The sequence below is a fragment of the Helicobacter pametensis ATCC 51478 genome, assembly GCF_000518225.1.
Taxonomy (GTDB): Bacteria; Campylobacterota; Campylobacteria; order Campylobacterales; family Helicobacteraceae; genus Helicobacter_G; species Helicobacter_G pametensis.
The window spans coordinates 1-15243 of record NZ_JADE01000013.1 but is presented as its reverse complement, the minus strand read 5'-3'; the positions used below and the strand labels follow the sequence as shown (position 1 = coordinate 15243).

18 protein-coding genes are annotated in these 15243 nt (G+C 40.8%); 11 read left to right on the top strand and 7 right to left on the bottom strand.

Annotated elements, in window-relative coordinates:
- Window positions 1–56 precede the first annotated feature (56 nt).
- The 3 genes from dnaK to T391_RS08410 are packed head-to-tail and all read right to left on the bottom strand — an operon-like array spanning window position 57 to window position 3236.
- Window positions 57–1916 carry a molecular chaperone DnaK gene (gene dnaK / locus T391_RS0104570; protein WP_027327337.1) on the bottom strand — a complete coding sequence of 620 codons (1860 nt, stop codon included), beginning with the start codon at window positions 1914–1916 and terminating at the stop codon, window positions 57–59.
- Window positions 1917–1931: 15 nt separating this feature from the next.
- Complete coding sequence (gene grpE, locus T391_RS0104565) at window positions 1932–2447, bottom strand: nucleotide exchange factor GrpE (protein WP_027327336.1); 516 nt, start codon at window positions 2445–2447, stop codon at window positions 1932–1934.
- A 15-nt stretch (window positions 2448–2462) separates the two neighbouring features.
- Window positions 2463–3236 carry a hypothetical protein gene (locus tag T391_RS08410; RefSeq protein WP_051420610.1) on the bottom strand — a complete coding sequence of 258 codons (774 nt, stop codon included), beginning with the start codon at window positions 3234–3236 and terminating at the stop codon, window positions 2463–2465.
- A gap of 217 nt (window positions 3237–3453) precedes the next feature.
- Between T391_RS08410 and T391_RS0104555 the strand changes: the two genes are divergently transcribed.
- Together T391_RS0104555 and T391_RS08000 are read left to right on the top strand one after the other, a co-directional pair.
- A complete protein-coding gene (locus T391_RS0104555; protein WP_027327335.1) occupies window positions 3454–4050 on the top strand; it encodes a class II aldolase and adducin N-terminal domain-containing protein in 597 nt (198 codons plus the stop codon).
- A gap of 118 nt (window positions 4051–4168) precedes the next feature.
- On the top strand, window positions 4169–5764 hold the full coding sequence (locus tag T391_RS08000; protein WP_051420609.1) for a phytoene desaturase family protein: 1596 nt from the start codon (window positions 4169–4171) through the stop codon (window positions 5762–5764).
- Between the two features lie 45 nt (window positions 5765–5809).
- On the opposite strand, the gene T391_RS0104545 is transcribed toward T391_RS08000, so the two are convergent.
- Window positions 5810–6406, bottom strand: coding sequence for a peroxiredoxin (locus T391_RS0104545; RefSeq protein ID WP_027327334.1), 597 nt, complete (start codon window positions 6404–6406; stop codon window positions 5810–5812).
- A 224-nt stretch (window positions 6407–6630) separates the two neighbouring features.
- Here T391_RS0104545 and metK point away from each other — a divergent pair, with 224 nt between their 5' ends.
- The 7 genes from metK to T391_RS0104510 all read left to right on the top strand — a co-directional run bounded on the left by metK (window position 6631) and on the right by T391_RS0104510 (window position 11200).
- Window positions 6631–7788: a methionine adenosyltransferase gene (gene metK, locus T391_RS0104540; protein WP_027327333.1), complete on the top strand. Its 1158-nt coding sequence runs from the start codon at window positions 6631–6633 to the stop codon at window positions 7786–7788.
- Window positions 7789–7896: 108 nt separating this feature from the next.
- A complete protein-coding gene (locus T391_RS0104535) occupies window positions 7897–8172 on the top strand; it encodes a DUF362 domain-containing protein (protein WP_027327332.1) in 276 nt (91 codons plus the stop codon).
- A 124-nt stretch (window positions 8173–8296) separates the two neighbouring features.
- Window positions 8297–8710 (top strand): nucleoside-diphosphate kinase, encoded by a 414-nt coding sequence (ndk, locus tag T391_RS0104530; RefSeq protein WP_027327331.1) that lies wholly within the window; start codon window positions 8297–8299, stop codon window positions 8708–8710.
- 59 nt (window positions 8711–8769) lie between these two features.
- Window positions 8770–9063 carry a DUF177 domain-containing protein gene (locus tag T391_RS0104525; RefSeq protein ID WP_233709548.1) on the top strand — a complete coding sequence of 98 codons (294 nt, stop codon included), beginning with the start codon at window positions 8770–8772 and terminating at the stop codon, window positions 9061–9063.
- Window positions 9064–9065: 2 nt separating this feature from the next.
- Window positions 9066–9212, top strand: a complete 147-nt coding sequence (rpmF, locus tag T391_RS0104520; protein WP_027327329.1) for a 50S ribosomal protein L32 — start codon at window positions 9066–9068, stop codon at window positions 9210–9212.
- Window positions 9213–9217: 5 nt separating this feature from the next.
- Entirely contained in the window at window positions 9218–10198 is a 981-nt protein-coding gene (gene plsX, locus T391_RS0104515) for a phosphate acyltransferase PlsX (RefSeq protein WP_027327328.1), read from the top strand.
- A complete protein-coding gene (locus T391_RS0104510; protein ID WP_027327327.1) occupies window positions 10199–11200 on the top strand; it encodes a beta-ketoacyl-ACP synthase III in 1002 nt (333 codons plus the stop codon).
- On the opposite strand, the gene mnmH is transcribed toward T391_RS0104510, so the two are convergent.
- The 3 genes from mnmH to T391_RS07990 are packed head-to-tail and all read right to left on the bottom strand — an operon-like array spanning window position 11197 to window position 13876.
- Window positions 11197–12234: a tRNA 2-selenouridine(34) synthase MnmH gene (gene mnmH, locus T391_RS07995; RefSeq protein WP_051420608.1), complete on the bottom strand. Its 1038-nt coding sequence runs from the start codon at window positions 12232–12234 to the stop codon at window positions 11197–11199. The two genes, T391_RS0104510 and mnmH, sit on opposite strands and share 4 nt — an antisense overlap.
- Entirely contained in the window at window positions 12168–12731 is a 564-nt protein-coding gene (locus T391_RS0104500) for a hypothetical protein (RefSeq protein WP_027327326.1), read from the bottom strand. Before T391_RS0104500 ends, mnmH begins: the two co-directional genes overlap by 67 nt.
- Complete coding sequence (locus T391_RS07990; RefSeq protein WP_051420607.1) at window positions 12728–13876, bottom strand: exo-alpha-sialidase; 1149 nt, start codon at window positions 13874–13876, stop codon at window positions 12728–12730. The genes T391_RS0104500 and T391_RS07990 overlap by 4 nt, the downstream gene beginning before the upstream one ends.
- A 382-nt stretch (window positions 13877–14258) precedes the next feature.
- Between T391_RS07990 and T391_RS07985 the strand changes: the two genes are divergently transcribed.
- A complete protein-coding gene (locus tag T391_RS07985; protein WP_027327324.1) occupies window positions 14259–14771 on the top strand; it encodes a helix-turn-helix domain-containing protein in 513 nt (170 codons plus the stop codon).
- Window positions 14746–15243, top strand: a 498-nt coding sequence (locus T391_RS08405; RefSeq protein WP_338041833.1) for a DDE-type integrase/transposase/recombinase, incomplete at its 3' end; no start/stop codon positions are given. The genes T391_RS07985 and T391_RS08405, both read left to right, overlap by 26 nt.

Sequence of the window (15243 nt, the reverse complement as noted above, 5' to 3'; positions counted from 1 at the left end):
AAAGAATAGTGATTTGAAGTGATTGTATTGCACCCCCTCCCCCCTTTTTGTGAAGATTATTCTACTTCTGCATCGATGACATCATCGTCTTTTTTGCTTTGTGAGCCTGTGTTTTGGGCGTTGTTTTGCGCACTTTGAGCTAGGCTTTGAGCTACTTGGCTGAGTGCCTGAAGCTTGGATTCGATCTCTTCTTTGCTTGCATTTTCATTCTTGGCTACTTCTTTGAGCTCATCGATGGCTTTTTGGATTTCATCAGCATTGCTTACATTTGCTTTATTCTCATCAAGCATCTTTTGAGTTTGGTGAGCCATACTATCAGCTTGGTTTCTAAGCTCGATCACCTCTTTTCTCTTCATATCTTCTTCTTTGTGAAGCTCAGCATCTTTGACCATTTTTTCGATCTCGCTATCGCTCAAGCCACTTGATCCACTGATCTTGATCTCTTGGGATTTGCCTGTGTTTTTGTCTTTGGCACTGACTGTGAGGATACCATTGGCATCGATGTCAAATGTCACTTCGATCTGAGGCACTCCACGAGGTGCTGCTGGGATCCCTGTGAGATCAAATCTTCCTAGAGATTTGTTGTCTTTGGCTAGCTCTCGCTCACCTTGCAAGACATTGATAGAGACTGCGGGCTGATTGTCTTCATAGGTTGAGAAGATTTGAGATTTTTTGGTCGGGATGGTTACTCCTCGCTCGACGATTTTTGTACAGATTCCACCCGCTGTTTCGATCCCCAAACTCAAAGGTGTCACATCAAGCAAAAGCACATCTTTGACATCACCTTTGAGCACTCCTCCTTGGATAGCTGCACCTACAGCGACGACCTCATCTGGATTGACAGATTTGTTGAGCTCTTTGCCGATAAACTCTTTCACTCTCTCTTGCACCTTTGGCACACGGGTAGATCCACCCACCATCACCACTTCATTGATATCTCCCTTGCTAAGTCCTGCATCTTTGATCACAAAGTCGATCTTGGCAATCGTCTCTTCAATCAAATCATCAATAAGGTTTTCAAACTTGGCTCTCGTGAGTTTTTTGACGAAATGCTTTGGTCCTGTGGCATCTGCTGTAATGAAAGGGAGGTTGATCTCTGTTTCTTGAGCACTGCTTAGCTCTTTTTTGGCATTTTCACTTGCATCTTTCAATCTTTGCAATGCCATAATGTCAGACTTGAGATCGATTCCTGATTCTGATCTAAACTCTTCCACTGCCCAGTCAATGATGCGATTATCAAAATCATCTCCACCCAAGAATGCATCTCCACCTGTGGCCAAAACTTCAACGACATTATCTCCTGTCTCTAGCACTGTGACATCAAAGGTCCCTCCACCCAAATCATAGACGACGATTTTTTCTGATTCTTTTTTGTCTAGTCCATAAGCAAGTGCCGCACTTGTAGGCTCATTGATGATCCTAAGGACATTGAGTCCAGCAATCGTCCCAGCCTCTTTTGTCGCCTTTCTTTGAGCATCATTGAAATATGCCGGCACAGTGATGACTGCCTCCGTGACTTCTTCACCTAGATAGCTCTCTGCATCTTCTTTGATCTTGCTTAAGATCTTGGCACTGATTTCTTGAGGTGTGTAGATCTTGTCTCCGATCTCCACAGCACACGCACCATTTCGATCCACGATCTTATAAGGTAGTCTTTTTTCAGCCTCTTTGGCTTTGTCTTCATTGAACATAAGCCCCATGATTCTTTTGATCGAATAAATCGTCTTTTGTGGATTGGTGATAGCTTGACGCTTGGCTGGATCCCCGACTAGAATCTCACCTTTATCTGTAAAAGCCACGATTGAAGGGGTTGTGTTTTTCCCTTCTTTGTTTGCGATGATTTTTGCTTCATTTCCTTCATATACAGCCATCGCTGAGTTGGTTGTCCCTAAATCAATTCCGATCACTTTTGTCATTTATTACTCCTTAGTTTAGTTTTTTGCCACACTGACCATCGCTGGTCGCAAGGTGCGCTCTTTGTATTTGTAACCTTTCTGCAAGGTTTGGACGATCGATCCCTCCTCTACTTCTGAAGATGGAACCTGCATAATCGCATCATGAAGCAATGGATCAAACTCTCCACTTTCTGCAATCACCTCGATCCCATGCTTGCCTAGCACTTTCAAGAGATTATCTAGTGTGAGCTTGATCCCCTCACTGATAGCTTCATCCCCTACACTGCGAGCACTCTCCAAAGCTTTCTCAAGAGTGTCTAGGATGGGAAGCAGATCTTTGGCGATCCCCTCATAGCAATACTCCAAAGCCTGATATTTCTCACGCTCCAAGCGCTTTTTGACATTTTCAAAATCCGCATGAACACGCAAATACTCACTTTCAAGCTCTTTGAATTTCGCTTCAAAATCGATGCCTTGCTCCTCTTGTGGAGCATCTGGCATCTCATTTTGAGCTTGCTCATCTAAGTGTATTTCTTTCTGTTCTTCACTCATTCACTTCCTCCTTCTTTATAAGATTGAATAATTTTTATCAAGCTCTCCGCAATAAGCAACGCGTGCATCTCGCATCCCCACCTTGGCATCAAAAATCAAGGCAAGATAGTTTCTAGGCAAGGTCTCATCAAAGTAGATTCCATTCCCTAGTCGCTTGAAAATGCTTCCATCACAAAACTCAAAAAACAATTTCTCATCCCAAGAATTGTGCATAAAGTCAGCGAGATAGCGAGCACCACAGAATTGATACTGATCGCTTAGCAAAGCATTGAGGGCTTGAAAAACTTCCAAGGCATGAACTTGTAAGCAAAAAGATTGAATATCCTCAAGCTCCATTCCAATCAAATCATCCAAAAACCTCTTAAGGGGCTGGGAATATCGCAAAATCACTTCATATCCATCCCCAAAATCAAGGCTCAAAAATGATTGATTGATGACTTCAGTCTGCAAGAGTCGCAAACGACTGGGATAAAACACCCCCACAAAGCAGCCGATCTCTTTGCTTTTGGCTTCCAAATATGCAAAAGATGGAAACTCATAGAGCTGGTGCAAATCGATCTGATCTCTCCAATAAGTCTTAAATGCTGAGCTTGTCGGAATCCTCCCACTGCTGATATGTGTCTGAAGGAGTAGTCCCTCATCCATCATGACTTTGAAGTGGTTGCGAATCGTGGCTGATGACATCCGAATATTGGCAGAGATTTTGAGGGATTGAGATCCTACGGGCTGGCCACTCTTGAGATATTCTTGAATCACATGGTTTAATAAAATCTGTCTCTTCTTGCTCATTTCCAAATCCAAAAACTTGTGTCTGAAAAACAGAACGCCAAAATTTTAGTTAATTTCTAGCAATATTCTATTTACTTTGCTAAAAATCAATAGACTTTAGCCTATCTGTATCAATCTTTATAAGTCAATAGTCATAAATTATAATGAGCTAATATCCATCAATGATTGCCAAAATTGACTTGGGTATAATGCAATATAAACTCTACAAAGGAACACAATGGATCAACTCGCCATCACCTCAGATTCCCAACTCATCAAAGATCTCTGCGATGTCTCACTCTCTATGTTTCGCAAAAATTTTTTGGGGATCTTTCATGGATCGATTTCAGGCAGGCTTAGTCAAAATAAATTCATCATCAACACAAAACAAGCCGTGTTTGATGCTCTCTCTCCACGCACCCTTATCGTGCTTGATGTCCAAAGTGATTATCGCTGGAATGAAGCTAGCCTTGACACGCCCATCCATGCTAGTATCTATCAGGCTTATGAACACGCGAAATTTATCGCTTATGCGATGCCACCTTATAGTGTCTCCTATTCTCTTATGCATCAGACACTCAAACCACTAGATTTCTTTGGCAAGCAACTTTTGGGAGATGAGATCCCCATCCTTGATCCCAGAGAATATGACACTTGGTATCAGCGAGCCTCCCAAGAAATCTCTCAAGCTTTCAAAACCACTCAGAGAAACTTCCTCCTCATCAAAGGATATGGGATCTATGCTTTTGATCGTGATCTACACTCTCTAGCCAAAACAATCGCACTGATTGAAAACACTTGTAAAATTCTTCACTATAATGCCGATCTTAAATGAGAATTTTTATCCATTTTATAAATACTATGTCAGCATAGAATAATCTGGATCTATATATTCACATTTGCACAAAAGGGAGTGGGCAAAAGGGGCTACATCTAAAATATAAGGAAGAATGATGCAAAAATATGATGCAATTATCATCGGCTCTGGACTTGGCGGTCTCACATGTGGTGCAACCCTAGCCAAAGGTGGTAAAAAGGTCTTAGTCTTAGAACAACATAATCTTATCGGAGGCTGCGCTACATGTTTTCAGAGAAAAGGAACGCTGATTGATGCAGGACTTCATGAACTTGACTTCGGTCCGCGCGATATGGATTATAAGTATTTGATTTTTGATCATTTGAATTTGTGGGACAAGATCCGCGCTGTTCCCCTCCCCACTGCTTGGACGATCCATAGTCCAAACCAAAAATACACCATCCCCCATGGCAATACTCAGGAGGCCCTCAAGGCAATGTTCCCTCACGAAAAAAATGGGATCGATCGCTATTTTGAGATGATCAAAGATCAAGCCAAGGTTTTTAGACGCTTGCCTGCTGATATGAGCTTTTGGCAATTTTTCTTCGCACCCATCACAACACTGCCCAAGCTATTTGCTACCATCAGATCAAATCATAATGCTGGAGAGATCCTTGATTCTATCATTCAAGATGTGAAACTCAAAAAGATCCTCAACATCAACCTCCAATACTATCACCATGATCCCTACAAATTCATCTGGAGCTATCATGCGATCACCCAAAGCAGCTACTACCATCAAGGAGCCTATGTCCATGGTGGATCTCAAGCTCTCTCAAATGCACTTGCAAGTATCGTGAGCGAACATGGTGGAGAAGTGCGATCTAGATCTGATGTGACAGATATTTTGCTTGATGGAGATAGAGCGATAGGAGTGCGCTATCTTGACAAAAAGACTAAAGGAATGCAAGAAGTGTATGCAGAGTATGTCGTGGCAAACTGCGATCCCAAAATCGTGTATGACAGACTCTTGCCCAAAGGAGACTATAGTCAAGACACAGATCACACAGATCGTTTTGAGTGCAATACTTCCTTGATCTCTATCTATATGGTGTTTGATAAAAATCTCAGCGAACTCTATCCTGATATGGACTACAACAACTTCATCGTCAATGATCACTTCTTGAATCTGGAATTATCCAAATCAAGCTATCTTGATATGAGCCTTGAAGACATCCCCCTAAGCTTTATCAACTACTCCAAGATCGATCATGGTCTCAACCAAGAAGCAGACAAATATCCTGCGACGATCACAACATATGGGAACTACAAACACTGGAATAATCTCAGCAAAGAAGAGTATGAACAAAAGAAAGAGCAAGTCAGAGAGGTATTCATCAGACGCCTAGAAGCCCATTTCCCAGGGATTATGCAACACTGCGTCCATCTTGAGGTCGCAACACCGATGACGATTCAGCGCTATATCAAGACACAGAGTGGAACACCTTATGGATATGATCAAAGCAAAGAAGGGTTTAGTGGGAGGAAGCACTACAAAAGCAAAGCTATCAAAAATCTTTATTTTGCCTCTGCTTTCAATTTCCCTGGAGGAGGATTCACAGGAGCAATCATCACGGGGTTTAGAGCAGCAAAAGGGATCTTGGATCCAAATATCTTTGTGCGTCGAGGCTTCTTGATCGGCTTGATCAGTATCCTTGCGATTATAGGTCTAGTGCTGGTTGCAGAAATCTAAAGAGAGATGATCTCTCTTTAGCCCCCCTTCCCCCTATTTGGTTTCTTAGAGTTTATCAGCGTTTTGAGCAAGATACTCAGCTACACCGCTTGGGCTAGCTTTCATTCCTTTGTCACCTTTGTTCCATCCTGCTGGACAAACTTCTCCATTTTCTTCAAAGAAAAGAAGAGCATCTACCATACGAATCATCTCATCTACATTTCTTCCAAGTGGGAGATCATTGATCACAGCATGGCGAACGATCATATTGCGATCGATCAAAAATGATCCTCTGAGCGCAACAGCATTGCCAAAAAGAACATCATAATCTCTAGCAATCTCATGAGTAAGGTCTGCTACCATTGGGAACTGAACTTGCCCGATACCACCTTGATTGACTGGTACATTTTTCCAAGCCAAGTGAACAAACTCAGAGTCGATAGACACACCAATGACACTAAATCCTCTTTGCTCAAAATCTTTTACTCTCTTATCAAATGCGATGATTTCTGATGGACATACAAAAGTAAAGTCTTTTGGCCAAAAGAAAAGAACGGCACCATTTTTACCAAGATTTTTGGAAAGTTGAAAATCATTTACGATTTGATTATCTGCCAAAACCGCTGTAGCTGTAAAATCCGGAGCTTTTTTTGTAACTAACATTTTTTATCCTTTTATATTATGAAATAAATTACCTCAACAAACACATCAAAAATGTATCTATCAAGAACTCATAGATAATAAAAATTATTATCTAGTGGAAGGATTATATATCACAAAAAATAAATCATTGATAAAGATAATTTTTCTAACTTTATGTCCTTTATGCCAATTTTATTCTCAAACTGATGATAGAATGCCAAAAATTTCAAATACAAGGTGATTTTATGAAAAATGAATTTCTTTTTACATCAGAATCTGTCACAGAGGGGCATCCAGACAAAATGGCTGATCAAATCAGTGATGCGATCTTGGACTATATCATCCAGCGTGATCCCAAAGCAAGAGTTGCGTGCGAGACTTTGGTCTCTAATGGATTTTGTGTGATCGCAGGAGAGCTCAAAACCACGACTTATGCGCCTATGCAAGAGATCGCACGAGAAGTGATCAAAGACATCGGCTACACAGATGCACTTTATGGGTTTGACTACAAAAGTGCAGGGATTTTAAATGGTGTAGGAGAGCAAAGTCCTGATATCAATCAAGGAGTTGATCGTGAGGATGGCGAGATCGGTGCGGGTGATCAGGGCTTGATGTTTGGCTATGCTTGCAAAGAAACTGATACTTTGATGCCACTTCCTATCTATCTGGCCCATCAGCTCACACTAGGTCTTGCTCAAAAGCGCAAAGATGGCACACTTCCTTTTTTGCGTCCTGATGGCAAATCCCAAGTCACTGTCAAATATGTCGATGGCAAGCCTGTAGGGATCGATACGATTGTGATTTCTACTCAGCACTCTCCAGAAGTCAGCCAACAACGCATCAAAGAAGCTGTGATTGAAGAAATCGTCCAAAACTACATCCCCAAAGATTTTCTCAATAACAATATCCGATATTTTGTCAATCCCACAGGGCAATTTGTCATCGGAGGTCCTCAAGGAGATGCAGGACTCACAGGACGAAAAATCATCGTAGATACTTATGGGGGAAGCTGTCCTCATGGTGGGGGGGCATTTAGTGGGAAAGATCCAAGCAAAGTAGATCGCAGTGGAGCTTATGCAGCTAGATATGTGGCTAAAAATCTTGTAGCAAGTGGAGCTTGTGAGAGAGCAACAGTGCAAGTCGCATATGCAATCGGAGTTGTTGAGCCTGTGTCTATTTTGGTCAATACTCATGGGACAGGAAAGGTGGAGGATTCCAAACTTTGCGAATGTGTCAAAGAGCTTTTTAGCTTGACACCTAGAGGGATTATCGAAAGTCTAGATCTCTTGCGCCCAATCTACAGAAAGACAGCTGCTTATGGACACTTTGGAAGAGAGTTGCCTGAGTTTAGCTGGGAGAAGACTGACAAAGCTGAAGCGATCAAAGATTTTCTCAAAATATAGGTCAAAAAGAGAAAAAATAATTTTTGTTAATTGATTTTTGACTATACTCACAATGAGGTTCAAAATGAGAATCTACATTTCATTGGTATAGTCCAAAAGGAGAATAAGATGTCTGTGAAGATTACTGATATTTGCATTGCATGTGGATCTTGCATCGATGAATGTCCAGTGAGTGCAATCGTAGATGATGATGATAACCCAACTGGAGAGGGGATCTACTATGTCTATTCTGACAAATGCGTAGAATGCGTAGGACACAATGATCAGCCAGCTTGTGCTACTGCATGTCCGACAGATGGTTGTATCGTTTGGAGCGATCTTGGATCAGTCAATCGCGATGAAATTGGTGCAGATTTGAGGGATGGATCACATCCTGTGTGCTAATCAGTGAGATCCTTGTGATCTCCTGATCCTCGCCTTATATCTTTATCTCCTTTACTCTTTTTCTTATGAGTGTTTTTGGTATAATCCCGATTTTGATTTTTGATTAGTTTTCTTAGGAGTTTTAATGGAGCAAACACTATCCATCATCAAGCCCGATGCGGTTTCAAAAAATTTTGTAGGAAAGATCATCGATCGTTTTGAGACTGATGGATTGCGCATCGCAGCGATCAAAAAGCTACACCTCACTCAAGATCAGGCACAATCTTTCTATGCTATCCATGCAGAAAGACCTTTTTTCAAAAGCTTGGTTGAGTTTATGACAAGTGGCCCTGTGGTAGTGATGGTTTTGGAAGGAGAAAATGCCATCAAACGAAATCGAGAGCTCATGGGAGCGACAGATCCAAAAGAAGCAAAAAGTGGGACAATCCGAGCAGATTTTGCTGAGAGCATTGATGCCAATGCTGTGCATGGAAGCGATAGTTTGGAAAATGCAAAAAATGAGATTCACTTTTTCTTCAAGCAAGATGAAATCCATTGAAAATAGAGTTTAAAAAGATATCATTCTCCCCCAAGAATTTTTTCATCAAGCTTGGGGATATGCAGCTTGAAGGAGAGGTCACTAGAATCTCTTCAAAACTCTTTAGACTTGATGCTTTGTTGCAAGGTGAGATCGATTTGATTTGTGATCGTAGCGGTGAAGAGTATAGAGAATACATCGATGAGAGATTGACTTTGCTGATTTCAAATGGTCTTTGGGATCAGCAAAGCCAAGATAATCGAGATGATTTTGATGTCATTGAATTTTTTGAAGGCTTTATTGATTTTGAATATATTTTGCAAAGCGAAATAGATTCGATCCAAATGCAATATCACACCAAACAAGGAGAATAGCCATGGCAGTTCCTAAAAGAAGAGTAAGTAAAACAAGAGCAGCAAAAAGACGAACACATTACAAGATCACTTTGGCAACTCCAGTCAAAGATAAAGATGGAAACTGGAAACTTCCTCACACAATCAATAAATTTTCAGGCAAGTATTGATCAGAATGAAAATCGTTGTGGATGCGATGGGGGGTGATTATGGGGTGGATCCCATCATCGAAGGGACGCTTCAAGCACTTCAAAAGCGAGAATTTCACGCACTCATCGTAGGAGATCAAAATCTCATCACCCCACTGATTCCTCAATCTCTCTCCTCACAAATACAAGTCATTCACGCCAATGACTTTATCCGGATGGAAGATCAAGCCTCAAGTGCGATCAAACGACAGGATAGTTCGATCTTTAGAGGGATGGAAATCTTGCGACAAGATCAAGCTGATGCACTTGTATCAGCAGGACACAGTGGAGCGACTATGAGTCTTGCGACTTTGCGACTTGGGAGGATCTCTGGTGTATCACGCCCAGCAATCTGCACCACGATGCCCACAAGTCAAGGGAATCACACTCTTGTGCTAGATGTCGGGGCAAATACAGATTGCAAACCAGAGTATTTGCGTGATTTTGCACTGATGGGATATGAATATGCCAAAAGTGTTATGCAGATCTCAAACCCCAAAGTCGGACTTCTCTCAAATGGTGAGGAAGAAACCAAGGGCAATGAACTCACAAAAGAAACTTTTACTCTGCTTGAGAAATATCCATTTTTTGTAGGAAATGTTGAGGGGAAAAATATCTTTGATGGAAGTGTAAATGTCGTCGTCTGCGATGGCTTCATCGGAAATCTTGTCCTCAAAGCAAGTGAAGGTGTCGCACAAGCTGTCGGAAAAATCCTCAAACAAGAGATTCAAAAATCCTTCCTATCCAAAATCGGTGCAGCACTGATGAGAGGAGCATTTCACAAGCTCAAAAACAAGATCGATCATTCAGAATACGGAGGAGCTCCTCTTCTGGGTGTCAATAAACCTGTGATCATTAGTCATGGTAGTAGCAATGCGCGAGCGATCGAGTGTGCCATTTATCAGGCTCTTCACGCGATTGAGAGTGATGTTTGTCAAAAAATCCAATATATCTTCAAAGAGGCCTAAATGATTTATGCCACGATGCGATCAATCGCTTCTTATATCCCACAGCGTTGTGTGAGTAACTTTGATCTAGAGAAACTTGTAGATACAAGTGATGAATGGATCACTAAGCGCACGGGAATCAAAACACGCTATTTTGCTAGTGAGAATGAAGCCTCTAGTGATCTAGCGACAAAAGCTGGGGAAATTGCGCTCAAGCGTGCGGGATTGGAGCCTAGCGATATCGATCTAGTCATCGTCGCTACTTTGAGTCCAGATTATGTCGGGATGCCATCAACTGCCTGCATCACTTCCTACAATCTTGGGATCGAAAATAAACCAGCCTTTGATATCACAACTGCATGCACAGGCTTTATCTATCTTCTCTCTATTGCCAAAGCCTATATCCAAGCAGGAATGTATCAAAACATTCTCATCATTGGCGCAGAGAAGATCAGCTCGCTCCTAGACTTCACTGATCGCAGCACTTGTGTACTCTTTGGCGATGGTGCAGGAGCTGCTGTGATTAGCGCGACACAAGATCCAAATGAAGCGATCCTTGATGTGCATATCAGTGCAAATGGCAGATACAATGACTTCTTGATGACTCCAGGTTGTGGTAGTCGCAATCCTGCCAATCAACACATCATTGATTCAAATCTTCAATTCATCCAAATGAAAGGCAATGAAACCTTCAAGCTTGCTGTCAAAACACTCGCTCAAGATGTCGAGCATATTTTGCAACACAATGCCATCCATCCAAGTGAAATCAAATTCTTCATCCCCCATCAAGCCAATCTCAGAATCATCTCGGCTGTGGGGGAAATGCTTGATTTTCAAAAAGATCAAGTCGTAGTGACTGTCGATCGATTTGGCAATACTTCAGCAGCCTCAATCCCTATGGCGATCAACAGTATCTATGAAGAGAACAAACTCCACAAAGGTGATCTGATCCTTTTGGATGCATTTGGAGGAGGATTGACTTGGGGGTCAGCACTTTTGAGATTTGGAGGGAATCCACTCTAAAGAGAGTTTTTCTCTAGCTCTTCTTTGAGATGGCATATCTCTTGATATGCTGCATCCATATCATCAGAGCACAGCATGAAATCACATTGATTCTGACGATAGACATGATCATAATATTTCTCAAGCAAAATCGATGCAATCTGCTCATAATCCCTCACATCCCATGATCTCAAAACTTCATCATAAAAAACTCTTGGCATATAAGGGCGGATTTTCTGCATCGAGTGCAAAAAATGCTCTTCAGAGATGCAAGAATACATCTTCACGATACGCTCAACTCTTTTTTCCATCGAACTCTTGATCATGATCTTGATCCCCTGATGCATCGCCTCAAACAGCGTATTGGGGATGATGATGCGTCCCATTTTTTTGGACTCTCCCTCAATCAGCACACAACCCTCTTTGATGCATAATTGCTCATCAAGCAGATTTTCAAACATCGCACAACTTGGCTGACCCAGAAAATGGTTTGCCTGATCTCCAAAACTTGAGCCATAATGCTTGCTCAACCCCTCAAGATCAATACTCCACAAATAAGCTCTCTCTATAAGCTCACTCTTCCCACACCCAGTCGCACCATAAAGAGTGAGAAACTTTTGCTTGGGTCTTTTGGAGAGGCGCTCTAGCACTTCTTGGCGATATTGCTTATATCCCCCCTCAATCCTTTCACAATCAAATCCAATCTCACGCAAAATACTCCACAAACTTTTGCTTCTCTGACCACCCCTAGCACAATAAAGAATCAATTTGAACTTTGGATGGAAGATCGGCTCATCTTCCAAAAATGAGGCGATATTTTGGCAGATATACACACTTCCCTTCTTCTTTGCTCCAAAGGGATCGTGGCGATAAAGTGTGCCTATCTCTTCATGTTGGGCATCATTTAAGACAGGGAAATTGAGTGCATTGGGGATATGCGCATAGAGAAACTCTCTTGGACTGCGCACATCAATGATTTTTGTCTCTCTCAATGTCTTGCTTTTCTCCTCAAATCCATAAGCGATATCACAAGTCCAAAAATTGCATATAGCCATACACACACATCAATCAAATAAGTGAAGAGATTTCCTTGCAAACCAAAGGCAAAAACCAATAAACACAAGAGATACAAAATCCCCAAAAACAAATCAAGCGAAATAGCAAAAAGCAAAATCCCAAATGCAATGATCAATCGAGCCTCAAAACCTAAGGAAAACAAATCAAAACCCCATAGGAGATTGAGATTCCCCAAAAATAAAACAAAGCCAAAAATTATGATAAATGCCTTAGATCGAAGTGGCAAAATCTCTTCTTTTGGAGCAAAAAACACCACAAAACAAGCACTCAAACTCAAGAAAAACAAAAACAAACTCGGTCGCCCAAGCACACTATCCAACCACTCCACAACGCTCAAACCTAGGATAAAGGGAAGATTTGCAAAAACAGCACATAGCACAAAAGCAAATGTTTTGACTTGAAGACTTAAAAAACGCACAAAAAACACACAAACACTACAAATAGCAAGAGTATAAACCAAAGTCCAAAATATCATTTTTGCCCCCCCTTCAATTGATCTAGAATCCATCGATGATTGAAGCGTAGATGTGAGATATGTGTGCGATTATTGGTATAGACGACATTGACTGTATCTCCAGTGACTAGCACATTGGGATAAGAGACTTCAACGCTTTTATCCTTTTTTCTCTCTCCCTGAGCTACATCCAAAATCGCAACTTTCTCCCATTTCTCTCCCACAAGTTTAGAGAGCACAAGTGTGCCCCTAGCCTCTTTTGGACTCTTCTCGCGGGTATTGTGGATCAAAAACACATCTTGATCCATCTTAAACATCGCAATAGAACTTCCCTCATTGATGAGATTGGTCGCAATCGGCTTATCCCAATGCAACCCCCCATCTTGACATGTTTGCATATACATCTCTTTGCTGCGATAGCTCCTGAAGGTAACCAAACACTGCTTAGAATCTAGCGCAACGATTGAGGGCTGTAGCTGACCTTTGAGTGCGGTGAGCTTCTGAGAATACAGCATACGCCCCTCACGATCAAAGCGCACAATCAAGGGATATTTATCTGCAAGCTCATGATACACAGGGAGATAGAACCCACCATCTTCCAAACTTACAGGATTTGAGCGCACCAAATGACTTAGATTCATAAAACCTCCAAGCTCAAGCAATCCAGCATACTGGAAAGAATTCGCATCATCTTTTGAGATGTAATGATAAATCTTGCTCGTCGCCCATCCTCCGAAAGTCACCCCTACTACAAATAGATGGAGATCACCATTGGCAGATTTATAAATCACAGGATTCCCGAGCTTTTTGATGAATTGATGCGAATCTTCTTTAAGTTTTTTGCGTGTCAAAATACTTTGAGGCTCACTCCAAAGATTACTAGAGGTCGTATAAATACTTTTATAAATCTCCACATCAGGTCTCCCCTCACCACTTCCACCAAACCAAACTGCAATCATCCGCCTATCATCCAAATGCGCGATACTCGCAGAATGCACAGATGGAGCCTTTGTGATGGAGGGAAGATTGGTTTTGATAAACATTGGCACTTCAGAAGCATATCTCATCTTGACTTCTTGAAAAAATGGAGGTGGAGCCTCTTTGTGTGTCCGAAACGCGACAAAAGCTAAAACACACAGCACGATATAAAACACAATGCGACTCATACTTAAACCCTTGGTGTATTTTAGATAAGTATGAATTTTATAATAATCAGGCAAAAACTTAATTAGGGAATCTCATAGATTTATCCAGATACTTATCCAGCAAATGCACCAAAATAAAATAAAGAATTTTGAGCATGAGGGTTTATGATACAAGGAGAGGCAGGAAAAACTCTCCACTCAATCTAGCTTCCATTCTTGGACTTTCTTCCTTGTATGATTGTGAGAGTGTCAAAGTATTTTTGCAAAAGTCCAAACACCTTTGGCACTTTTGCATCTTTCTATCATCTCATCCAAAATGGGGCTTAGATAGGATGTAGATTTGAGCTAGATTCTTTTCTCCATTTGAATAAAAATCTAAAGACATTTAAGGAGAAAGAAGAATATGCAAACATTTTTTATTGCTGGAGGCATTAAAACATATCAGAGTGTTGAAAAATATATAGAGGATTGGGATAATGCAGGAGAAGTAGCCAAATATCGTTATAGAGTCTTATGCTTCTATGACAAACACGGATTAGATGCAACACTTGATGCATTTAATATCAGTAGAAGAACTTTATTTCGGTGGAGAGCCAAACTCAAATACACTAAAAGAGTTGTTGCTTTAAAACCCAGAAGCTCTAGACCCATTACCTTCCGAGCTTCTAGAATAAACCCTTTGATCATAAGAAAAATCAGAGAGATTAGAGAAATATATCCAAATATGGGAAAAGATAAGATATTTCATCTCAAAGAATTTAGAGAATATTGCAAAGAAAGAAACTATTCTATCCCCTCCATTAGCACCATAGGAAGAATTATCTCTAGAGATCCTTTTAAAATGAGATATGCACTTAAAAAACCAAAGATAAAAAGACTTAGAGTTATAGATAAAAGAAGAAAACCAAAAGATTGATTATACTTCTCCTCCACTTCAAACCATTGCAATGGATACTATTACTTATAGATTTGAAGGAAGAAATCATTTCGTGCTTACAGCCATTGATTTAAATACAAGAGTAGCCTATGCTAAGCCATTACCTACTAAACATACTAAACACACTGCTCAAGCACTCTTAGAAGTGATAGAGAGTGTAGAGAGTCTAAGAACCAAAGCTCTTGGCTCATCTATATCCAATCAATCCAAAAACACTATCACAATCCTTTCAGACAATGGAAGTGAATTTCATAAAGAATTTGAAGCTTTAATCAAAGAGAGAAAACTAGAACACTTATGGACTTATCCTAGAAGTCCAAAGCAAAATGCTCACAATGAAAGATTTAATAGAACAATACAAGAGAGTTTCATTCAATACAACCAAGATTTACTCTTTAAAAAACCAAAAAGATTTGAAGAGAAGTTGAGAGAATGGCTAGAGATTTACAAT